The sequence below is a fragment of the Vibrio sp. ED002 genome (genome assembly GCF_023277445.1).
GTDB lineage: Bacteria > Pseudomonadota > Gammaproteobacteria > Enterobacterales > Vibrionaceae > Vibrio > Vibrio jasicida.
This window is the reverse complement of record NZ_CP080239.1, coordinates 256884-280036: the sequence shown is the minus strand read 5'-3', so window position 1 is coordinate 280036 and position 23153 is coordinate 256884. Positions and strand designations below refer to the sequence as shown.

The 23153-nt window shown below is 45.2% G+C and carries 20 protein-coding genes; 10 read left to right on the top strand and 10 right to left on the bottom strand.

The features are described from left to right. The first annotated feature begins 4 nt into the window (after positions 1-4). Positions 5-1774 (top strand): methyl-accepting chemotaxis protein, encoded by a 1770-nt coding sequence (locus ITG12_RS18090; protein ID WP_248874642.1) that lies wholly within the window; start codon positions 5-7, stop codon positions 1772-1774. 253 nt (positions 1775-2027) lie between these two features. Here the strand turns inward: ITG12_RS18090 and vmeZ are convergent, their stop codons facing one another. Both vmeZ and vmeY read right to left on the bottom strand, forming a co-directional pair. Continuing rightward, positions 2028-5180, bottom strand: coding sequence for a multidrug efflux RND transporter permease subunit VmeZ (gene vmeZ / locus ITG12_RS18085; RefSeq protein ID WP_038881822.1), 3153 nt, complete (start codon positions 5178-5180; stop codon positions 2028-2030). A gap of 8 nt (positions 5181-5188) precedes the next feature. After that, entirely contained in the window at positions 5189-6316 is a 1128-nt protein-coding gene (gene vmeY, locus ITG12_RS18080; RefSeq protein WP_038867417.1) for a multidrug efflux RND transporter periplasmic adaptor subunit VmeY, read from the bottom strand. Positions 6317-6663: 347 nt separating this feature from the next. On the opposite strand from vmeY, the gene ITG12_RS18075 reads away from it, so the two are divergent. Both ITG12_RS18075 and ITG12_RS18070 read left to right on the top strand, forming a co-directional pair. Further along, the gene (locus tag ITG12_RS18075) at positions 6664-7122 is read left to right on the top strand and encodes a cytidine/deoxycytidylate deaminase family protein (protein ID WP_038867415.1); all 459 of its coding nucleotides are present in this window, start codon (positions 6664-6666) and stop codon (positions 7120-7122) included. A gap of 116 nt (positions 7123-7238) precedes the next feature. After that, positions 7239-8252, top strand: coding sequence for an IS110 family transposase (locus ITG12_RS18070; RefSeq protein ID WP_102778931.1), 1014 nt, complete (start codon positions 7239-7241; stop codon positions 8250-8252). Positions 8253-8507: 255 nt separating this feature from the next. Here the strand turns inward: ITG12_RS18070 and pepT are convergent, their stop codons facing one another. Then, the gene (gene pepT, locus ITG12_RS18065) at positions 8508-9737 is read right to left on the bottom strand and encodes a peptidase T (protein WP_038877596.1); all 1230 of its coding nucleotides are present in this window, start codon (positions 9735-9737) and stop codon (positions 8508-8510) included. A gap of 189 nt (positions 9738-9926) precedes the next feature. Beyond that, positions 9927-10787 carry a DUF6279 family lipoprotein gene (locus ITG12_RS18060; RefSeq protein ID WP_038877598.1) on the bottom strand — a complete coding sequence of 287 codons (861 nt, stop codon included), beginning with the start codon at positions 10785-10787 and terminating at the stop codon, positions 9927-9929. 263 nt (positions 10788-11050) lie between these two features. Between ITG12_RS18060 and ITG12_RS18055 the strand changes: the two genes are divergently transcribed. Continuing rightward, entirely contained in the window at positions 11051-11224 is a 174-nt protein-coding gene (locus ITG12_RS18055) for a hypothetical protein (RefSeq protein WP_038867409.1), read from the top strand. Positions 11225-11275: 51 nt separating this feature from the next. On the opposite strand, the gene ITG12_RS18050 is transcribed toward ITG12_RS18055, so the two are convergent. Beyond that, on the bottom strand, positions 11276-11908 hold the full coding sequence (locus ITG12_RS18050) for a response regulator (RefSeq protein WP_227740525.1): 633 nt from the start codon (positions 11906-11908) through the stop codon (positions 11276-11278). Beyond that, positions 11895-13631 carry a nitrate/nitrite two-component system sensor histidine kinase NarQ gene (gene narQ, locus ITG12_RS18045; protein ID WP_038877600.1) on the bottom strand — a complete coding sequence of 579 codons (1737 nt, stop codon included), beginning with the start codon at positions 13629-13631 and terminating at the stop codon, positions 11895-11897. Before narQ ends, ITG12_RS18050 begins: the two co-directional genes overlap by 14 nt. Before the next feature lie 246 nt (positions 13632-13877). On the opposite strand from narQ, the gene napF reads away from it, so the two are divergent. The 6 genes from napF to ITG12_RS18015 all read left to right on the top strand — a co-directional run bounded on the left by napF (position 13878) and on the right by ITG12_RS18015 (position 18490). Further along, on the top strand, positions 13878-14363 hold the full coding sequence (gene napF / locus ITG12_RS18040) for a ferredoxin-type protein NapF (protein ID WP_081634951.1): 486 nt from the start codon (positions 13878-13880) through the stop codon (positions 14361-14363). Between the two features lie 42 nt (positions 14364-14405). After that, positions 14406-14714: a chaperone NapD gene (locus tag ITG12_RS18035; RefSeq protein WP_038877602.1), complete on the top strand. Its 309-nt coding sequence runs from the start codon at positions 14406-14408 to the stop codon at positions 14712-14714. Continuing rightward, a complete protein-coding gene (gene napA / locus ITG12_RS18030; RefSeq protein ID WP_038877605.1) occupies positions 14711-17200 on the top strand; it encodes a periplasmic nitrate reductase subunit alpha in 2490 nt (829 codons plus the stop codon). Before ITG12_RS18035 ends, napA begins: the two co-directional genes overlap by 4 nt. 76 nt (positions 17201-17276) lie before the next feature. Beyond that, entirely contained in the window at positions 17277-17732 is a 456-nt protein-coding gene (locus ITG12_RS18025; RefSeq protein ID WP_038877609.1) for a nitrate reductase cytochrome c-type subunit, read from the top strand. A gap of 29 nt (positions 17733-17761) precedes the next feature. Beyond that, a complete protein-coding gene (locus ITG12_RS18020) occupies positions 17762-18340 on the top strand; it encodes a NapC/NirT family cytochrome c (RefSeq protein ID WP_038877611.1) in 579 nt (192 codons plus the stop codon). A 15-nt stretch (positions 18341-18355) separates the two neighbouring features. Further along, positions 18356-18490 (top strand): TIGR02808 family protein, encoded by a 135-nt coding sequence (locus tag ITG12_RS18015; protein ID WP_080869628.1) that lies wholly within the window; start codon positions 18356-18358, stop codon positions 18488-18490. Positions 18491-18752: 262 nt separating this feature from the next. Here the strand turns inward: ITG12_RS18015 and phaC are convergent, their stop codons facing one another. The 4 genes from phaC to ITG12_RS17995 form a co-directional block, all read right to left on the bottom strand. Next, the gene (phaC, locus tag ITG12_RS18010) at positions 18753-20528 is read right to left on the bottom strand and encodes a class I poly(R)-hydroxyalkanoic acid synthase (protein ID WP_038877613.1); all 1776 of its coding nucleotides are present in this window, start codon (positions 20526-20528) and stop codon (positions 18753-18755) included. Positions 20529-20594: 66 nt separating this feature from the next. Beyond that, on the bottom strand, positions 20595-20942 hold the full coding sequence (locus ITG12_RS18005) for a phasin family protein (RefSeq protein WP_038867394.1): 348 nt from the start codon (positions 20940-20942) through the stop codon (positions 20595-20597). A gap of 43 nt (positions 20943-20985) precedes the next feature. Beyond that, positions 20986-22194 carry an acetyl-CoA C-acetyltransferase gene (locus ITG12_RS18000; RefSeq protein WP_038867390.1) on the bottom strand — a complete coding sequence of 403 codons (1209 nt, stop codon included), beginning with the start codon at positions 22192-22194 and terminating at the stop codon, positions 20986-20988. A gap of 10 nt (positions 22195-22204) precedes the next feature. Further along, a complete protein-coding gene (locus ITG12_RS17995) occupies positions 22205-22945 on the bottom strand; it encodes an SDR family oxidoreductase (protein ID WP_038867388.1) in 741 nt (246 codons plus the stop codon). Between the last annotated feature and the right edge of the window lie 208 nt (positions 22946-23153).

Here is a 23153-nt window from a genome sequence, read left to right as displayed (position 1 = left end):
CTTTATGACTATCAGGCACAAGCTCTACTCCCTAGGAGTGATCGCCATTTTGGGTATCGTCACCCTGTTGGCCACCTCGTCACACTTTGCTAACCAAAGCCAAGAGCTCAACCACGCGATTAAACTCGTCGGAGATTTGGAAATCCGATTACTCAACCTTCGCCGTAACGAAAAGGACTTTTTATTACGCGGCAACAACAAATACCTTGGTAAGTTTGACGGAAACGTTGATAAGTTCCTTAGTACCGAACAAGAATTGGCAGGCATTCTTAGCCGTTATGACCTCCCTTCTAGCCACCAATTCAAACAAGACCTATTATCTTATCAAGCTGGCTTTCAAAAACTTGTAGCGGCCTATGAACGTTTCGGATTGGATGACCAAAGCGGGTTGCTTGCACCGTATCAGCAAGCGCTGTCTGAAGCCAAGATAACCGCTAATCACGAACAAGTGATCGCTTTGACTCAATTCGATGAACTCGTAAAAGCAGGCGAAGTTAATGAGAGCATATTACAAGGCTTATATGTACCAGCATTGATTGAGAGTGCGCGTCAGCTTTCCGCTCAGAAACGAACCATAGGCGTTGCTTACAATAAAGGTTTATTGGGCGAGACTCGTGCCCTCTCTCATACTGTGGAAGAACAATTTAAGACGTTCTCTTCAGCACTGACCAATGCGGCTCAAGAACGCGATACTCAGAATGCTATCGTGAAGCAAAGCATCACTGTGCTGGTTTTGGTGGTGATATTTGCCCTTATTATGCAGATATCTCGGTCTATTAACTTACGAGTCAGCAGCTTATTAGCCACGATAAAAAACATCAGTGAAAGCAACAATATGGGTTTACGTTCTGAGCTAAAAGGCAAAGATGAGCTGGTAGACATTAGTCACCACTTAAATGATCTATTAGATAAACTAGAACACTTAATCCATGGCACCCAAGAAAAGTCCGCACAGTTATCTGCTAGCACAGACAATATGCACCGCGAACTTGAAGGTGTGATGGAGCAATTCCACGCACAAGCTGACCACACCTCTTCTATGGCAACCGCTGTACAGCAAATGGTGGCGACAATTGGAGAGATTTCAGAAAGCACATCCGTCGCTGTAGAGGGCGTCCATCAAGCCGCAAGCAACGCAGAACAAGGTCGTACTGTCGTCGAGACTACAGTAACGAATGTCGGCCAGTTAACGGGCATTCTGTCTAATAGCCAACAATCGATTGGTTCTTTGAACGAACACGTTGCGAAAATTGGTGGTGCAGTCAACATCATCCAAGACATTGCAGAACAAACTAATCTACTTGCTCTCAACGCAGCAATTGAAGCGGCGCGTGCTGGCGAACAAGGACGCGGTTTTGCGGTCGTTGCAGATGAGGTTCGTGCATTGGCAAGCCGCACACATCAATCGACAGAGGAGATTACTCGCGTGGTGTCAGACATTCAATCGCAAATGTCGATGGTGGTTTCAGATATTGATCAATGTAATGACCAAGGGCAACAAACCCTATCGGCATCAGGACAATTGGATTCAAGCTTACAACAAATCATTGCCGACATGAACGCGATTCAAGGCAACTCGGAGCGCATCGCATCAGCTATTGAAGAGCAAGGCATTGTGATGAACCAAGTCAGTGATTCGATAACCGAACTGAATGTAATTTCCGAAAATAACATGCAGTCAGCCCAAGAATGTTTGCACGAGGTGAACTCGGTTTCTGCACAAGCTCATGATATGGACGATGCCGTCGCTAAATTTAAGACACGCGACGTATAGACAGCAACAATCACTAAGCATTCTGTGAATACGCCAGTTTCGCTCTACCTTCATCCTAGTGAGAGTATAGGGATGTTTAAAGTGCTCAATAACTTCGACCTAGCGTCACAAGATTTGAGCCCATATGAAAACGTCGAAGGTTGGAGCAAGCGCCAAGAGCTTGGCAACTGATGCCTTTTCACTATCAACATCAACAAAAAGCCCGAGGCACTCACATGCATCGGGCTTTTTATTTTCAGAGTGAACTCAGCGTTTATTCATCATCAAGAGGAACAAGCTTGGTACTTCCGCCATGAATTTTCTCACGCTTTCTCTGTACCAATGCGTAGAAGCCTGGTATCAAGAAAGTACCTGCTAGCAGCACGCAGAGTAGCCCCCCTATCAACGAGATACCCAACGAATTCTGACTCACGTGACCTGCACCCGCCGCAAAGATCAGCGGGAAGATACCCAAGATGAACGACCAAGAAGTCATGTTCACCGCACGGAAACGCAGTTTACCACCTTGAACAGCCGCACTATCGATATCCACACCTTTCTCTTCACGCTCCTGCTTGGCGAATTCCACAATAAGGATTGCATTCTTCGCCGCGAGCGCTATGAGTAGGACGAGACCTATCTGCGCGTACAAGTTGAGAGGTGTGCCTGTTAGGTTCAATGCGAGGAAGGACCCCAACGTCGCTACTGGCACCACTAGGATAATTGCAAGTGGAATCGTCCAACTTTCGTATTGCGCAACCATGAACAAATAAATGAAGATCAACGCCAACGCAAACGCATAAATCGCTTGGTTACCCGCTAGCACCTCTTGGTAGGCCATGCCCGTCCATTCGTAAGTGTAACCTTGTGGCAGAACTTCTGCCGCAACGCGTTCCATTGCTGCAATGGCATCACCACTTGAGTAACCCGGAGCTGGCTGACCTTGGATAATGGCACTGCGGTACATGTTGTATCGCCATGCTACATCCGGTTCAAACACTTGCTCATAACTCACTAGCGTACTCAACGGCACCATATCACCACCAGAAGAACGAACGTGGAAACGCTCTAAATCTTCCATGCTGCTACGGTGTTCACTGTCTGCCTGCATGGTTACGCGGAAGTTCTTACCGAACATGGTAAAGTCATTCACGTAAAGTGAACCAAGGTTACCTTGTAGAGTTTGGAAAATAGACGACAGTGGGATGCCTAACTGTTGCGCTTTTTCACGGTCAATGTCGACGTAGTAATGCGGAACGTTGGCACGGAACGTACTGAAAGTGTAAGCAATTTCAGGCGCTTGGTTAGCAGCCTGAATCATCTCGCCCATAACCATTGATAGGTCTGTACGGCTGCGGCCTAGCGTATCTTCAAGTACGAATTCAAAACCAGATGCCGCACCCATACCCGGAACCGCAGGTGGTCCCATGGCAAAGACGATAGCTTGAGGAAGCTCCATTGCAGCTCGACCGTTAATACGGTTCGCAATCGCATTGGCAGAGTGCTCTCCATCTAAACCATTTCGCGAATCCCAATCATGCAGTTTGATAAACAGAGACGCACCGTTTGATGCTGCGGCACCTGTCATGAATGAGTAACCATTCGCAACGGTAACACCATCCACGCCCGGTTCCTGTTCCACCATCTTCATCAGATCATTTGTCACTTCCTCAGTACGAGAAAGCGAAGCGGAATCTGGAAGTTGCACGTTAACCAGCAAGATGCCCTTATCTTCTTGGGGTACAAACGCCGTTGACGTCGTTTTCGCAAAGAAGGTTACTGCAGCAACCGCAACAAAGAAGAAGGTGATCAGTAGGATCGACTTCTTCACTAGGAAGCCCGCAATTTGACCATAGCGCGCAGTCACTCGCTCAAGACCACGGTTAAACGCTTGGAACCAGTTTGCCGTGTTGCCACCACCCTGTTTCAATACCAACGAACATAACGCTGGAGACAGTGTTAATGCGTTAATCGAGGAAATAACAACTGAAATACAGATGGTCAGTGCAAACTGACGATACATGATGCCAGTGATACCCGGAAGCATGGCAACTGGAAGGAATACTGCTAATAGAACCAAAGTCGACGTAACAATTGGACCCGTCACCTCTTTCATTGCGATCAAGGTTGCTTTACGCGGTGAAATACTCGGGTCTTTCGCCATCGTGGTATCCACGTTTTCGATAACCAGAATCGCATCATCTACAACGATACCGATAGCGAGAATCAAACCAAACAGCGTTACTGTGTTTATGGTGAAGCCTGTGGCCTGCATGATGGCAAAGGTACCAATAAGTGACACCGGAATGGCCACCACTGGAATTAAGGTTGCACGCGCACTCCCCAAGAACAGATAAGTCACTGCGATTACCAGCAAGATTGCTTCAATCAGCGTTTTGACAACGCCCTTAATCGATTCGGCAACAAATACGGTTGTATCGTAACTGGTTTCGTAAGCCATACCTTCAGGGAAGTTCGTACTTAGGCGATCCAGCAAGTCCATGACCGCCTTACCACTTTCTAGTGCATTCGCATCCGATTGCAAAGACAGCGCCACGATAGAAGCGTCTTGACCACGGAACTTACCGTTACCGTCGTAGAACTTTTTACCAAGTTCAACACGAGCAACGTCTTTCAGGTACACCGTTGAACCGTCTGAATTAGCACGAAGAACCACGTCTTCGAACTCACTCACGCTTTCCAAACGACCTTTGGTCACTAGGTTAAACTGAACTTCTTGCGGATTATTGTAAGGCGCAGCGCCAACACGTCCCGCAGCAACTTGAACGTTTTGTTCAGCTAACGCAGCGTATACGTCGCTCGTGGTTAGGTTGAGGTTGGCCATCTTCTCTGGGTCCAACCAAACACGCATTGCGTATTCACCGCCACCGATAACGTTAACTTCACTGATGCCTTTAACACGCGCTAACTGGTCTTTCACGTTCAGGTTGATGTAGTTGATAAGGAACTTGTCATCATACTTACCATCTGGCGAGTAGAAGTTCAGAACCATCAACAGGTCCGGAGAACGCTTTTTCACCGTGACACCGACCATACGCACTTCTTGAGGCAACTTGGACTCAATCTGTGACACTCGGTTTTGCACGTTAACCTGAGCCATGTCTGGGTCTGTGCCTACATCAAAGGTGACATTTAGGCTGTACGAACCATCATTCGCGCTTTTCGAAGACATGTAAATCATGTTTTCTACGCCATTGACGGAGGTCTCTATGGGGTCGGCTATCGCCTGTTCAACCACTTCGGCACTCGCGCCAGTGTAAAACGCCGTCACGCTCACCGATGGCGGGCTGATTTTAGGATATTCAGCAACGGGTAGGATCGCTAAAGAGATGGCACCTGCCAACGTCAAAATGATCGAAATTACCAGTGCAAACTTTGGTCTTTGTATAAAGAAACGACTTAACATTCCGCCTCCTACTGCTTGTCTTCAGCAGGTGCTTGAATGCGCACTTCTACGCCGTTACGCACACGTTGCAGACCTTGTGTAATGACCGTATCGTCCTGTTCTAGACCTTCATTAATGATGATGCCCTGCTCGACTTGTGGACCAAGCTTCACATTGCGACGTTCAGCAACATTACCTTCTGCCGTCACCATAACGAAGTCACCTTCGAGGTCAGTTTGAACCGCACGACGTGGCACAACAATCACGTCTTTCGCGTTTTTATCACGCAAGTTCACTTTAATATGCTGACCAGGAAGTAATTTCTGTTCTGGGTTTGGCACCAAAGCACGCATAGCAATCGTACCCGTCTGAGTATTGATACGGTTACCCAAGAAATCCAACTGACCGAGATGCTCGAAGTACTCGCCGTTTTCAAGTTCAAGTTGAACCTCTACCCCACTCGACTCAGCACTCCCATCACCTTTGATACGATCCATTCCAAGCGTTAAACGCTCACGTTCGCTCACGCTGAATGAAGTATGTACTGGGTCTAAGCTAACCAGTGTCGTTAGGATGCCAGAAGATGGAGAAAGTAGATCGCCCGTACTTACTTTACTGTCACTGATGCGACCGCTAAATGGCGCTCGGATTTGCGTATAAGAAAGGTTAACTTCCGCCAGTTTAAGCTGTGCATTTGCGGCTTCCAATTCAGCACGAGCACCAAGTAACGTTGCCGTTAATGCATCAAACTCGGATTGCGAAATACTGCCACGAGGAAGCAAGTTTTTACCGCGTTGGTGATCAAGCTCCGCTTTTTTCAATGCTGCTTTCGCTTGAGCTAGTGCCGCTTTAGCGCTCGCCACTTGAGCTTCGAAAGAAGAAGGCTCTATGGAGTACAACAGCGCCCCTTTTTCGACCATTTGACCTTCGTCAAAATGGCGAGCTTCGAGGTAGCCGGAGACTTGTGCCGTAATATTCGTATCTTCTACTGCTTCAATGCGGCCGATGTAAGATTTACTCGGCTGGTAGTCGATAATTGTGACATCCTGAGTCACAACAAGAGGAGCTTGGCTCCCCTTCTGGGCATTGTTTGCTTCTCCGCATCCCGCGAGGATAGCTGTTGCCGCCATTAATGCGACGAGTGGTTTCTTTTGCATGTATATACCGTCTTTATAGAACAGGATTCAATTGACAATACCCTAACCTTACAGGGAGCTTTGTCCGAAAACTTCAAGAGAAATAAGGGAATGTGTTTCAAAGTGTAAGCTGATGAAACGACTCGCAAACATAGTAATAATGGCGCTAAAAATGTTGCGATCATGTTCGTGGTTTAACATGAAAATCATCTTGGTAACTCACTTCATCATTGCCATTTTTTTACGCAATCATTGTTATATGAGTTAATAAAGTGAAAACTTCGTTGAGAGGAAGCATGATTTGACTATTTTTTTAAACAGAATGGGTTATCATGCAATTAATTCAAAGCTTTCGACCGAGGATGAGTATGATTTCTAAATGGGAGAAACGTTTTTACCAAATGGCTGAGTTAGTGGCGTCTTGGAGTAAAGACCCATCTACACAGGTCGGTGCGGTAATCACTAAACAGAACCGCATTGTTTCGGTAGGCTTCAACGGCTACCCACATGGCGTGTCTGACAGCGTTGATACAGATGAACGTGAGCTAAAATACCTCAAAACACTACACGCAGAAGAGAATGCGATTCTGTTCTCTAAACGCGATTTAGACGGTTGTGATATTTGGGTAACCCACTTCCCTTGTCCAAACTGCGCAGCAAAGATCATCCAAACCGGGATCGCTCGAGTAAGCTGTCCAGAACAATCAGAAGACTTTTTGTCTCGATGGGGTGACAAGATTCAAGTGAGCCAAGATATGTTTGACCAAGCAGGCGTTGAAGTAAACTGGTTACCAATAAGCGACATTGAAGAAAAAGATGTTCGCTAATTCTGATTAAGACGCCAAAAAATAAGAAAGCCCAGACACTGTCTGGGCTAATTATATGGTCCGCCTCACTCTCAAGCCCTACGCTTAGAGTAGGCTCTCAGAACGAGGTGAACCATATGTCTACCATTCACATCTTAGGTATCGATTTAGGCAAGCACTGCTTTCATGCGGTTGGCAACAATCACACTGGCAAAGACGTTATTCGCCGTAAGTTTAGTCGAAGCCAACTACTCCGTTTCTTATCTGTACTTGAACCTACCATCATCGCTTTTGAAGCCTGTGGTGGTGCTCACTGGCTTGCGAGAAAGTGTGAAGCCTATGGGCATCGAGTTCGACTTATCCCGCCTCAATATGTAAAACCTTACGTCAAAGGTAATAAGAACGACTTTATTGATGCGGCTGCGATAGCAGAAGCAGCGAGTCGACCAAGCATGAGATTTGTCTCTGCCAAGTCAGAGGAAGCTCAGGTAATCGCAGCTATCCATCGAGTGAGGGATGGTTATATCAAAGAACGAACGGCTTGTATGAGCCGAATTGGAGCAATACTACTTGAGTTTGGGCTGAGTTTTCCTAAAGGCCATGCCAAGATGAAAGCGCTATTTCAGTGGTTGGCCGAGCAAGATATAAAGCTACCACCGAGTCTGGTCGCTGAGTTGCTCTCGATTCATGAGCACTATAAATACCTAAATGAGCAAGTATCTACTCAAGATAGAAAACTGAAAGCGATTACTGAAAATAATGAAAATGCCGAACTTTTGAAGAGTATTCCTGGTATTGGTGATTTAACAGCAACGTTGTGTGTGGCCAATATCAGTTCTCCTTCAAACTTTGGTGGAGGTCGCGAGATGGCTGCATGGCTAGGACTCGTTCCAAGGCAGTATTCAACGGGTGGCAAATCAAAGTTATTAGGCATGAGTAAACGAGGGAACAAACACCTTCGCGCTCTATTTATACATGGAGCGAGGTCCGTGCTATCTAGGATAGAAACAACAGGAAAAGTGTTTGGAGATTGGTTAGTCAATTTACGAGCAACAAAGCCGTTTAATGTAGTGGTAGTCGCACTTGCCAATAAGCTAGCAAGAATAGCTTGGGCGGTGTTGTACCACCGCCAAGCTTTTAAGGCTGTATAGCCATAACCAAGTTTGCAACGCCAATGAACGTGATGACAAAAACGGTCGAACGGCTAGATTAGTAACCTGATACAAAAATAGCACCTAGTTGCTTTGGGGCTTTTAAGGATAATCTGGCGCGGATATCATCGTGGAGCGGGAAGTTAATGTTCCCAACGTGGACTCCGAATACATTAGCGCAAACCAACTCCGTTATTACTTAATTGTAGTTGCAATAACGGGGCGGACCATACATTTTTGTATCTAGCGTGACACTTAGCTATGCTTCTTCGCGGTAAGTTCAGCAATTTTCACAATGACTTGTACTGATTTCTCCATCATTTCTACCGAGATAAATTCATGAATGCCATGGAAGTTATAACCGCCGGTAAAGATGTTCGGACAAGGTAAGCCCATAAATGATAGGCGCGCACCATCTGTACCACCGCGTATCGGTTTAATAAGTGGCTCTACATCGCACTCTTCCATCGCTAATTTAGCGAGTTCGATAATGTGAGGGTAAGGCTCTACCATCTCTCGCATGTTGTAATAGCTGTCAGTTAACTTCAATTCAACCGAGCCATGCTTCAGCCCCGCGTTCATGTCATCGACTAGCTTCTGCATAAAGGCTTTACGACTTTCAAGTCCTTCACGATCGAAATCACGGATGATGTAACCTAGCTCACTGCGGGCGATACCAAGTTCACCAGATTTAAGATGAAAGAAACCTTCGTAGCCTTCTGTCGTTTCTGGCGTTTGATCTTCTGGCATCTGCACTTGGAATTTCGCAGCCAAGTTCATCGCGTTAACCAGTTTACCTTTAGCAGTGCCTGGATGAACACTTACGCCATGGAAAATAACGTCTGCACTGGTTGCGTTGAAGTTTTCGTATTCCAATTCTCCTTGAGGGCCACCGTCGATAGTGTATGCCCATTGCGCGCCAAACTTTTCTACATCGAACAAATCAGCACCGCGACCAATCTCTTCATCGGGAGTAAAGCCGATACAAATATCACCGTGTGGGATTTCTGGGTTTTCGATCAACATAGCAACGGCAGATAGAATCTCTGCAATACCCGCTTTGTTGTCAGCGCCAAGCAACGTTGTGCCGTCAGTGGTAATTAGGTTGTGGCCATGAAGTTCATGCAGATCTGGATACTGCACCGGAGAAAGCACTTCATCACCTAGACCAAGAGCGATATCACCGCCTTGGTAATCTTCAATAAACTGGGGATTTACGTTTTTGCCTGAAGCATCAGGCGCGGTATCCATGTGAGCAATAAAACCGATAGCAGGCACAGCGTAATCAACATTCGACGGTAATTTTGCCATTAGGTAACCATTGTCACTCAAGGTCACATTGCTTAAACCGAGTTCAATCATTTCTTTTTTAAGCTGCTGAGCAAATACAAGTTGCCCGCCACTGCTTGGGCAAGCTGATTCGTGGGGATTAGATTGAGTATCGAACGTGACGTAGCGAAGAAATCTTTCAACTAAATGCTTCATAATTATTCTCATTGTTTTGGTGAAGGCCCGCACAAGGGATACATGGGAGTGCGAGGATCCTATCCAACATGGTTCGACAAGCCATGTTACGCTCATGCCACAATAAGAATTTGCTTTGAATCAGTTTTTCATCAGAAAGTGCTGGTATGCCCTACCAGCACTCACACTAACAGGTTGTTTTATCGAGTATTAATTCAGTAGTTCTTCAGCAAGCTCACGCCATTCACGAATTTTGCCATGAAAATGTCGCCATTGTTTGTCACTCATCGATTGGGATATATCTAGAGTGAATTGATCCGTCAGTTCGATATTACGATCAATATTGTCCCTCAATTGATCACTATAATAACTTTCCGGCTCGAATAAGAGCTTCATGAATACCTGCTGGTAAACAACCGTGTTGGTTTTATTTTCGAAAAGGTACTCTAACTCCTGAATTATTGACGAGCGGTAATCTCGCCATAACGGACTATTTATAATCACCTCTTTAGAAAGTTGTTTCGCGCGCACTTTTTGCTGGTTAGATAATTTACCAAGCCACTCTTCCATCCACTCTTCTGTATTCTCTAAGACAATTTCTCGCAGCTCTTGTTCCGTTTTCCCTGCGTATTTTTCATCTCTTTCCTTGTAACGCTCTTTTACACTGTCGACAAACTCCGATTCTTGCTTAGTGTCTAACTGCATACTCAGCGAGAAGAGGTCCGGCGCGGCTTTCGAGACGAGACGTTGGTAGTGGTCTCGCATTTGATCTCGGTTCGCTTGCAATGACTCTAGCGTCACGTTGTCTTTATTCAGTGACTCTAATTGTTTTAAGTGATCGATATATAAAGGTAATTCTTCCTCTTTATGCCAATCGGCCAGTAATAAAATACGCTCTTCAAGCAACGACTCTTGCTCTCCATCAAGAGAAACGTAATCGTCTAAATATTCAATCACAACCCAATCTATATTGCTGTATAAAAACTTTTTTGCACATCCGGCTAACAACACAATAGATATCAATACAAATCCATATCGAACCGCTTTATTGGATAAACTTTTAAATTTCATCACCGATCCATATTCCCTTTTTTATTGATTAAGTTCTATACTCACCCTAAATCACTTAGTATTGCGGCAAACTTTCGTCAGTATGGCAAAGTCTTTTTGCCACCCTCGTAGTATATAGAGTTTGAAATTAACTTTTTTATCACAACTATCCGCAAAAAAGTGAGTTAGTGCGCAATTATCGGCCAAAACATGAACGAGACGGCGTTCCTTAAATGGCATATAAATTGCATCAATAACAACAGGATAGTTTATGGAGGCGTAGCATGGCTGCTGCTGAGCAACTTGATACGATTGTAGAGTACGAAATTCGTTACTTTGAACAGGGGAAAATACACAGTATGAGAGTGGTCGCGGAAGATAAAAAAGCGGCACATCATTACTATTTAGAGTGCGGTAAATACAACAGCGATTTGTACTCTATTCGCCCAGACAAATAAAAAAACCGCCTAAATTTGGGCGGTTTTTGCATCTAAAGCACTCAGAGTAAGTTACTTTATTTCACCAAAGCGCTCTAGGTAAAGCACGGTTGCTGCAGTACGTGAAGGTACTTTCAGCTTTTTGAGTAGACTCTTCATGTGTACTTTTACCGTCGACTCAGAGATAAACAGGCGATCTGCGATCTGTTTATTACGGAAGCCACGTGCTACCTCTTGTAGGATCTGCGTCTCGCGATCGGTCAGCGAGTCAAACACATCCTCTTGTCCTGAACGCTCGTTCAAGTATTTCGCAACCGCTTGGCTGTAGGCCTTGTCACCTTCATGTGCTTGTTTTAGTAGCTCAACTAATTCATCTGGTTCGGTATCTTTTAGTAAGTATCCGTCTGCTCCGCTACGCACAATCGCTTCAATATCCGCAGGGCTATCAGAAACCGTCAGGATTACAATGCGAGCTTCACAACCATCGGCACGAAGTGCTTTAAGCGTGTCCAACCCGGACATACCTTTCATATTCAGATCCAGAAGCACCAAATCCAGCTCGAGTTCGTGAGCTTTTGCGACCGCATCCGCACCACTACTGGCCTCTGCGATAACTTCAAAGTCTGACTCAAAACTTAGCAACTGATGAATACCACGTCTCATGAGTGGGTGATCATCCACCAGCATTACTTTACACACTGTCAATGTTTACTTCCTTACTATGTTGGAATTCTAGTCTCACGATACAACCATCGTTCTTTGCCGCCTCTACACTGAGGTCTGCGTGCAATCTTGCAGCACGTTCTTGCATGATACTCATACCATAATGATTTAATTTCTCGTTCTGTTGATCAAAGCCTATACCATCATCGGCTACGGTCACTGTGACTTTCCCACCAGAATCAAGACATTGGATCTTAATATTCTTAGCTTGAGCGTGTTTTATCGCATTTATTGTCGCTTCTCTGATCAACTGTAGTAGATGCACCTGTTGATGCGCGTCTAATTCCGTTGATGAAAGCTTATTATTCAAAGAGATTTCCGCTGTTGTTTGTTCGTCTAACGTCGCGACCATTTCTTGAAGCGCTTGCCCAAAACTGCCTTCTTTGATGGTAAGACGGAAGGTGGTCAAAAGTTCACGTAATTGGGTGTACGCGGCTGACAATCCGGTATCAAGCTCAGCAATCACCTGATTGGTTTGGGCTATCGCTTTCTCATCGGGAATATTCTTCACACTGCGTTTAAGCAACGAGACTTGTATTTTTAAATAAGACAAAGCCTGTGCTAAAGAGTCATGCAACTCTCGGGCAATGGTTGCTCGCTCTTCCATCAACAACAACTGCTCGGCTTGTCGCTGCGCACGATTGTAATATACCGCACGAGATAAAATTTGGACAAAGTTGCCAATCAATGTTTCATTTGGGCAAGGTAATCCGGCTTTCCAATGTAAATAACCAAGATGCTCACCATCTAACGTTAATGTCTCACTGTGACAATCGGTATCACAACCGTGTCGGCACTTTTCCCCTTCAGTCAGTATCCAATTTGGCTCACCAATTTGGTCAATTTCAAGCTTAACTGCACGAATTCCTTCCAAACTTGCAATATGTTGTAAAATCGCCTGAAAATTTTCTTGATGAATACGTGACGCCGTCAGCTCTTTTGACGAATCGTAGAGTACTTGGAGCGACTGATTTGCGTGTTGTAACTTGCGAGTTTTCTCATCAACCGCTTTTTCGAGACCACGATACAAATTGCCTAGATCCATCGCCATCCGATTGAATGTTCGGGTTAAAATGCCCATCTCATTGTCACTTGATACATTGAGAGACACATCAAATGAGCGGTTTTTAATCTGCTCACTTGCCGCTACCAAAGCGCGTAACGGCCTTACCACTTCTAACCGAATAAAATGCACAACAAACATGCTTGCGCACAGAATCCCGCCAAGCCCCAATCCACCAATCCATGCTAGGTTGATGAGTTTTTGCTCAGAATAGTTTTGTAGCTTAAAAACAAAGGCATCAATTTGTTGAACAAAACCAGCGACTAAAACCAAGTATTGAGTCCGATCTTGGCTCTTTAATACCGATTTAAGTTCATGCCAACGCAGAATCAGCCGGTAATAGTCTTTTGTGATGTCTTCGGGCACCGTCCAATGCTGAAGCGCTCTCATAGAATGTGAATAGATTGAAGCTTCAAATAAATCAATGTGTGAAGAATAATCAACAGATTCACTTTGAATATCATGAGCTAACCGATAACTCTGCATTCGCATTGAACCAGCAACGTTTACTGCCTCTGCATCGTTCAAGCTTGATGCTAAAGTGAAAATAGCAAAGCCAGTAGTCGCCACAGAAAGAAGTAAAATCAACATCATGGCAGATGCAATTGTACGTGTTACTGACTTTTTCACATTTTTAAACAACTCTGAACTCCGCTCATTTGATAACCATGTTTGCCTTTATACAACACGTATTATCTTTCAACTTTATCAATATGTGATCACCTGCGTTGGAATTTATTGATCCAAAACAATATTGCATTCGAATTACCCCCTAAGAGGTATTTATAGATATATGTCAAAAACTACAATTTCGTGTACTTAAATGACAGTTTATTAATGAAATTGTGGACTATGCTTAGTTTGGGTTTCTAATTTTGAGGTGACTAAGTGGTAGACCTTTCTCGAAGAAGACTTTTTGCTAGAAAAACGCAACAGGATAATTCCTTACGTCTTCCTTGGATAGCGAAGCCAACGCAGTTTACAGACGACTGCACTCGTTGCGGTAAATGCGTCGAGGCATGTGAAACCAAAATTATAATCAAAAGCGACGGTGGATTTCCTGCGGTCGACTTTTCTATCGATGAATGCACTTTTTGTTATCAATGCGCCAATGTTTGTCCTGAACCCTTGTTCTTATCAGAAACAGAACAGCCATGGCAGGCAAAAGCGAGCATCACCGATAGTTGTTTAGCTAAGCAAAATGTCGAGTGCCGAAGCTGCGGGGACATGTGTGACCCAATGGCAATCCGGTTCAAATTGGAACTGGGCAAGGTAGCACAACCAAATTTAGACCTTGATGAGTGTAACGGCTGCGGCGCATGCGTTTCAGTGTGCCCTACTTCATCCATCAATGTGAGCAATATAACAGCCTGAACCGTCAGTGGTCGGTGAAAGGCAATAAAACGAGAGAGACGTATGTCACTAAACGAAGTGCATATTTCAAGTCTGGTAGTGCATGTTCTGCCTGAACATTTAGCAGAGACGAAAACCCAGATCGAAACATATGAAAATGCGGAAATCTACGGCGACAGTCCTGAAGGCAAAATCATCGTTGTGCTTGAAACAGAGAACCAAGGTTTCATCACAGACACTATCGATGCGATTAATAATTTACCGAATGTCTTGAGCACGGTTTTGGTTTATCACCAAATCGAAACTGGGCTAGAAGAAACGGACGAAAAAGACACTGGAACACAACATTCCCAAATTGAGGGTGAAGTATGAAAATGACAAGACGTGCGTTTGTGAAAGCAAACGCGGCTGCATCAGCTGCTGCTGTCGCAGGTATTACACTACCAGCTTCTGCAACAAACCTGATTGCAAGCTCTGATCAAACCAAAATCACATGGGACAAAGCGCCTTGTCGTTTCTGTGGTACAGGCTGTTCTGTTCTTGTTGGTACTCAAAACGGTAAAGTAGTAGCAACACAGGGTGATCCTGAAGCACCGGTAAACAAAGGCCTGAACTGTATCAAAGGTTACTTCCTTTCAAAAATCATGTATGGCCAAGATCGTCTGACTACGCCAATGCTGCGTATGACAGATGGTAAATATGATAAGAACGGTGATTTCGCACCGATCTCTTGGGACGCTGCTTTCGACATCATGGCGGAGAAATGGAAAGCATCTCTAGAGAAAAAAGGCCCAACTAGCGTGGGTATGTTCGGTTCTGGCCAATGGACCGTAATGGAAGGTTACGCTGCTGCAAAAATGATGAAAGCAGGTTTCCGCTCTAACAATATCGACCCTAACGCACGTCACTGTATGGCATCTGCTGTAGTTGGCTTCATGCGTGCATTTGGTATCGATGAGCCAATGGGTTGTTACGATGACTTCGAGAACGCTGATGCATTCGTTCTTTGGGGTTCAAACATGGCAGAAATGCACCCTGTACTTTGGACTCGTATTACTGACCGTCGCCTAAGCCACCCTCACGTTAAAGTGAACGTGCTTTCTACTTACTACCACCGTTCATTTGAGTTGGCAGATCACGGCTACATTTTCAATCCTCAGTCTGACCTAGCGATTGCTAACTTCATCGCAAACTACATCATCGAAAATGATGCAGTGAACTGGGATTTTGTAAATAAACATACTAACTTCACCCAAGCTGACACTGATATTGGTTACGGTCTACGTGATGACGATCCACTACAAAAAGCGGCGAAAAATCCAAACTCAGGCAAAATGAGCCCGATCAGCTTTGAAGAGTACAAAGCATCGGTTGCGCCTTACACTGTAGAAAAAGCATCAGAGCTTTCAGGTGTTGCACCTGAAAAACTGATCGAGCTAGCGAAGCAATACGCGGATCCAAACACAAAAGTCATGTCCCTATGGACGATGGGTATGAACCAACATACTCGTGGTGTATGGATGAACAACTTGGTTTACAACATCCACCTACTGACCGGTAAGATTGCAACTCCGGGCAACAGCCCATTCTCACTAACAGGCCAGCCATCAGCATGTGGTACAGCTCGTGAAGTTGGTACGTTCGCGCACCGCCTACCTGCTGACATGGTTGTTGCTAACCCTAAACACCGTAAAATTGCAGAAGGTATCTGGAAGCTGCCAGAAGGCACTATTCCACCAAAACCAGGTTTCCACGCGGTACTGCAAGACCGCATGTTGAACGATGGTGTATTGAACTGTTACTGGGTTCAATGTAACAACAACATGCAAGCTGGTCCTAACATCAATGCTGAACGTCTTCCTGGTTACCGTAACCCAGAAAACTTCATCGTCGTATCTGACCCATACCCAACAGCAACCGCGCAAGCTGGTGACCTTATCCTTCCTACCGCGATGTGGATCGAGAAAGAAGGTGCATATGGTAACGCAGAACGTCGTACTCAAGCTTGGTATCAACAAGTGGGTACGGTAGGTGAAGCGAAATCTGACCTATGGCAAGTAATGGAATTTTCAAAACGCTTCAAGATGGAAGAAGTGTGGCCAGAAGAACTACTAGCTAAAGCACCGGAATACCGTGGTAAAACCATGTACGACATGCTCTTCAAGAACGGTCAGGTAGACCAGTTCCCAATTGAAGAAGCTCGTGAACTAAATGATGACGCACACCACTTCGGTTACTACATCCAAAAAGGTCTGTTTGAAGAGTACGCAACGTTCGGCCGTGGCCATGGTCACGATCTAGCACCGTATGACGTTTACCACACCGTACGAGGTCTACGCTGGCCTGTGGTTGATGGTAAAGAGACATTATGGCGTTACAAAGAAGGCTCAGATCCATATGCGAAAGCTGGCTCTGGTTGGGACTTCTACGGTAAGCCAGATAACAAAGCATTGATCATCTCTGCACCATACGAAGCGCCACCGGAAGTACCAAATGAAGAGTTTGACATGTGGTTATGTACTGGCCGTGTTCTTGAACACTGGCACACAGGTACAATGACGCGCCGTGTCCCTGAGCTATACAAAGCGGTTCCAGATGCGGTGTGTTACATGCACCCTGATGACGCTAAAGCTCGCAACGTTCGCCGTGGTGAAGAAGTTCTGATGGCAAACAAACGTGGCGAAGTTCGCGTACGTGTAGAAACTCGCGGCCGTAACCGTCCACCAAAAGGCTTGGTATTCGTACCATTCTTTGATGCTCGTATTTTGATTAACAAGCTCATCCTTGATGCGACTGACCCACTGTCTAAACAGACAGACTTTAAGAAGTGTCCAGTCAAGATCACTAAGATCGCTTAATACTCATACCTCGATTGCATGGCCGCTGTCCGCAGCGGCCAAATAAAGAATTAAGCCATAAGGCGGAGATTGTAAGATGAAAAAATTACTTGTTGCACTTTTGTCAGTAGGTGCCCTGATCAGTGGTAGCGTGTTTGCAGAACTTGATAATCCAGGTGGTACTGGTGGTCTAGATTCATTGCGCGGCGCTTCTCAGCTTGAGGACACTCGCCCTGCTGATGATTTCAAGAAGTTCCCTCGCGAACAAGTTCTTGATAGCAGCTTCGTATACCAACCACCATTGATCCCACATAACATCCGTGGGTACGAAGTTTCTCTAAACGCAAACAAATGTCTTTCATGCCATAGCTGGAAAAACGCGAAAGAAATGGGCGCTACCAAAATCAGTGTGACCCACTACGTTAACCGTGACGATGCTGTACTTGCAGACATGTCACCACGTCGTTACTTCTGTTTGCAGTGTCACGTTCCTCAAGCTAATGCTAAGCCGCTTGTTGAAAACGAATTCAAGAGCGTTGACGCACTGAAATAAGTGCTGCGTGGAAAGATAAGAGGCTATCTATGAAATTATTGAAAGCGTTTTGGAAGAGGCTAACAAGCCCGAGTAAAGCTGCGGTTGGCGTAGTATTATTCTTGGGGTTTGCTGGTGGTCTTCTATTCTGGGGCGCATTTAACACCGGGATGGAGGCAACCAACACGGAAGAGTTCTGTTCTGGCTGTCACGCCCCTATCGTTGCAGAAATTCAAGAAACGATTCACTATTCTAACCGTTCTGGTGTTCGTGCAATTTGTTCAGATTGTCACGTACCGCACGAATGGACAGATAAAATCGTACGTAAAGTTCAGGCATCCAAGGAGCTATTTGCTCACTATGTGACGAAGACCATCGATACTCCTGAAAAATTCCAAGCTCGCCGCGCACACCTCGCGGAGCGAGAATGGGCTCGCTTGAAGAAGAACGACTCTTTAGAGTGTCGTAACTGTCACGAGTTTGAATACATGGACTTCTCAGAACAAGGTTCACGAAGTGCAAAACAACACTCAACAGCACTCGCAAATGGCGATAAAACGTGTGTAGACTGTCACAAAGGTATTGCACATAAACTGCCAGACATGCACGGTGTTGAAGGCTGGCAATAAGGAGAAATACGGACGATGAGTAATCTTGAATCCTTCATTTGGCATTTCCTTGGATACAGCGCAATGCCATTTATTATTCTTTCCGGCTTTGTGGGGGTCGCAGCAGTCTCTCTATGGCTACTTTCACTAGGTAAGGATAAAGAGGTGTAATTAGCCTCTAGCGAGTCGACATTTTTGCCTATTTTGTTGACGGAAAACGCCAAGCAACTGCTTGGCGTTTTTTCTTTCTAACGGGCAAAGAGTGCGCTTTGGTTATTGCTCTCCATATACAACCCACCCAAACTAATCACCTTCCCTACGGTTCAATCTAAGGCTATTTGGGGTCAACGAATTAGAAGTGATCTAAGAGAAGTAACACAGATAAAAAAGGCGACCCTATAGGCCGCCAAATAATACTGCTGTGAGGAGCAGTTTAGGACTCTTTAATAGGCAGAACTTGTCGAACGTATTGACCCGGAGCTTCATCAATAGCCGGATTTTGCTCAGAACCAACTGGGAACGGTTCGACCTGCTCTTCTGGGTTGAACTGCATTAACCATTGATGCCAGTGTGTCCACCAAGAACCCTCCTGATGGTTAGCATTGTTAAACCATTCATCAGCAGAATCATCAAGGTTGTCGTTTAACCAGTAGCCATACTTATTTTTAGCAGGATGATTAACGATCCCCGCGATATGACCAGACTCACCCAACACAAAGGTCTTATTGCCGCCAGTATTGAGTGCACCACGATAGGTTCCTTGCCACAATGCGATATGGTCTTCTTTGGTCGATACAAAGTAGCTCGGGATCTTAATCTTATTCAGATCGATCCAGACGCCACCGATCTTCACGCCCTTGTCTTGAACAAGCTTGTTCTCTAGATAGAGTTCACGCAATAAGAAGTTGTGGGAAGCAGCGCTCACATTGGTGCTGTCGCTGTTCCAGTACAGAAGATCAAAGTCTACAGGGCTGTTGCCTTTGAGGTAATTGTCCACGTAGTAGTTCCAGTACAGACTGTTCTCGCGTAATAGGCTGAAGGTAACGCTGAGTGAGCGGCCATCCATGTAACCTTTCGCGTTGTTTTGCGTCTCAATTGCACTGATGATGGTATCGTTGATGTACGCCCCTACTTCGCCCGGCTGAGAGAAGTCCAGTAGAGTGGTAAAGAAGCTTGCAGATTTAATGCGTTTCTTCATACGTTTCGCAGCATAGTACGCCACGGTACTGGCCAAGACCGTACCACCAATACAGTAACCAGCCGCATTTATCTGCTCTTGGCCCGTTACGTCTTCGATGGCCGTAACTGCTTTGGCGACGCCTTCCGTCACGTAGTCACCAAACTCAACTTGAGCTTGCTCTTTACCTGGGTTGCGCCAGGACATCATAAACACGCTGTGGCCTTGCTCTAACAACCAACGAACCATAGAGTTCTTTGCCGTTAGATCAAGGATGTAGTATTTGTTGATAAACGGCGGGACGATAAGCAGTGGCGTTGCATTGATTTTTTCTGTCAAAGGACGGTATTGAATGAGCTCAAACAACTCATTTTGAAACACAACATCGCCTGCGGTTGTCGCCACATCATCACCAACACGGAAAGCATTGTTGTTTGTCATTCGTACTTTCAGAATGTCTGCGCTTGACTCTACGTCCTCTTTCAGCTTTTCCAAACCCGTTAGAAGGTTTTCACCATTTTTCTCTAACGTCAGTTTAAGCAGCTCTGGGTTAGTCGCGATAAAGTTTGAAGGAGAGAGTGCATTGATGGCTTGGCGAGAGAAGAAGGTAATGCGTTCTTTCGTCTTCTCATCCAACCCTTCAATAGAATCCAGAGTGTCGAGGTAAGTCTTACTAAACAATAGGTAGGATTGTTTGATGAAGCTGTACATCGCTTCGTTTTGCCAAGCTTCGTTAGAGAAACGCTTATCGCCCTTCTCTGCTTCGATGATTTGTGCCTGATTGCCAGCTAACGCCACGTTCTGCCATATTTGCAGTTGTTGCTCCCACCACTCAGCTTGGAGTTTTAAAATCGCAGCTGGTTGATTGGCGGCTTGTTCGAACAGTTTAGCCGTGTCTTCGAAGTTCACTTCTTGCATGGCCTTATTCAAAGGAGAATTCACGACTGCCTTGTTGACTTCGAAATCATGCCACCACTGATGATTGGTTTCTTGAAGCTTAACAAGATAGTCCGAAAAGAAGTGCTGAAACATAGTCTTACTCCTATATTCGGAAAGAATAACGCCGCCCAAGAACTCGGGCGGCGAAAAGTGGACGTATTACGCAGGAGTAACAGTCTTTAGATTTTCCGAAGTCATTTGTTCAACATCTTCTTTGAATTCTTTTGCGATAGATTGCAACTTGTTGCTGTCATCCATCATTTGTTGAGAAAGCTTTGTAAGCACGCTTAGTTGCTGGCTGTTAAACGCCGTTAAAGAAGTGACGTCTTTGATTTCTGACGCTGCTTTCATTTGGTTTAGGCCAACTTCGCTATATGTGCGGATTGCATTCAGTTGAAGCTCTGTAAGCACTTCTACATTCTTGGTCACTAGCTTGTTGAACTTCAAGTATGGTTCAAGGTTCTTTTCAGTTTGATCGCTAAAAGTTTTGAAGAAATCAGTGTACATGGTTTATCTCCTAGAGAAAGAATTAAAATATCCGTTTAAATAACTACTTAACTGCTTTTACAACCACAGCCGTGCCCATACCGCCGCCTACACAAAGTGAAGCAACACCGTACTGACCGTCTTGTTTGTGAAGTTCGTGTACTAACGTAACCAAAATGCGGTTACCTGATGCACCTAGAGGGTGGCCCAATGCGATTGCACCACCATTAAAGTTGGCTTTGTCTTGAATTGAGCTCACTGGAACTTGGTTGGTTTCTGCCAATTTATGAATCACACCCAAAGCTTGTGCAGCAAAGGCTTCATTCAACTCATAAACGTCAATATCGCTGGTTTTCAGGTCGGCTTTGTTCAACGCTTTGTTTACCGATTCAACCGGACCAAGACCCATAATTTTTGGATCCAGACCAGACTGCGCATAACTTACGATTTCAGCGATTGGCGTTAAGCCGAGTTCCTGAACTGCACTCTCAGAAGCAAGGATAATGGCACTAGCACCGTCATTAATGCCGGAAGCATTACCTGCTGTTACCGTACCTTCACGGTCAAAAGCTGGGCGCAGTTTACTCAAGCCTTCCAGTGTTGCGTTTGCTTTAGGGTATTCATCCGTATCAAACACGACGGTTTCACGACGTTGTTTAACTTCGACCGGCACAATTTCGTCTTTGAACTTACCCGCTTCAATCGCAGCGACAGCCTTTTGTTGGCTCGCTAGCGCATATTCGTCTTGCTGTTGGCGCGTCAAACCAACCTCTTTCGCAACATTTTCGGCGGTAACACCCATGTGGTATTGGTTGTAAACGTCAGTCAAACCGTCAGCAATGAGGAGATCTTTCAACTCCATGTTGCCCATCTTATTGCCATCACGTACAACGCTAGGCACGATGAATGGGATTTGTGACATTACCTCGACACCTGCAGCCACAACCACTTGTGCATCGCCACTGCGAATATGAGAAACGCCATCCATGACAGTTTTCATACCACTGCCGCAAACCATGTTCACGCCATAAGCTGGCACAGACTCGGGAATACCGGCAAACATCGCGGCTTGACGACCAACGCCCATACCTTGCCCTGCTGCGATAACGTTACCAACGATCACTTCATCAACTTTATCGCCCGTTAGTGACGCCGCCTCAAGCGCACCTTTAATTGCAACCGCCGCTAGATTGCCCGCTGACGTGTTTTTTAAGCTTCCGCCAAACGCGCCAATCGGTGTACGTTTCGCTGCAATAACAAATACTTTTTCCATCATCTTCTCCTTAGCTCATGTATAGGCCGCCGTTCACCGACAGTGTTTCACCGGTGATGTAAGCGCCGGCATCACTCACTAAGAAGCTTACGGATGATGCAATTTCTTCAGGCGTTGCTAAACGCTTCATTGGGATCTGGTTGGTGATAGACTCCAGCACTTCCGGTTTCATTTGTTCAACCATTGGTGTCCCTGTGTAACCCGGAGCAATAACGTTTACCGTTACGCCGGAGCGAGCCCCCTCATATGCCAATGCTTTAGAAAAACCAATCATGCCAGCCTTAGCCGCTGAATAGTTTGCTTGACCAAACTGGCCTTTCAGACCATTAACAGAAGAGATGTTAATAATACGACCACCACCTTTTTCGCACATAGTTGCAAAAAGCGGCTGTGTCACGTTGAACAAGCTATTTAGGTTGGTATTAATGACGTCGTTCCAAGCTTGTGCAGTCATCTTTTTAAACACGCCATCGCGTGTGATTCCTGCATTATTGACGACGACATCAACGGTTCCTTCTTCCTCAAGTAAAAGTGCTAGTTTTTCAGCACATTGAGCGGTGTTAGTTACATCTAGTTCAAAAAGACGTACCTGATCTTTATTGAACCCTTTTTCATTAAACCATTCCAACGCACACTCATAGTTACCAGTAAAGTAAGTAGCAATTACTCGGTAACCATCATTAACTAATTGAGAGGAAATAGCAGAACCAATTCCGCCTTTTGATCCAGTGATCAAAGCGACTTTCTTCATTGAAGACTCCATTCTTAACGGCATTAAAAAGCGAATTAAGACACTGGCGAAATATTTCACCAACTGACATATAAATTTATTCTTGTGGCAACAAATCCTCTGTTGCCTTTTATTTTAAGTTAACCTAGAAATATTACATTTCAAATAAAAAACTCATTCATTTGCATAAGATTGATTTAGATCTCACTAGCAATGAAATGTTATAGAA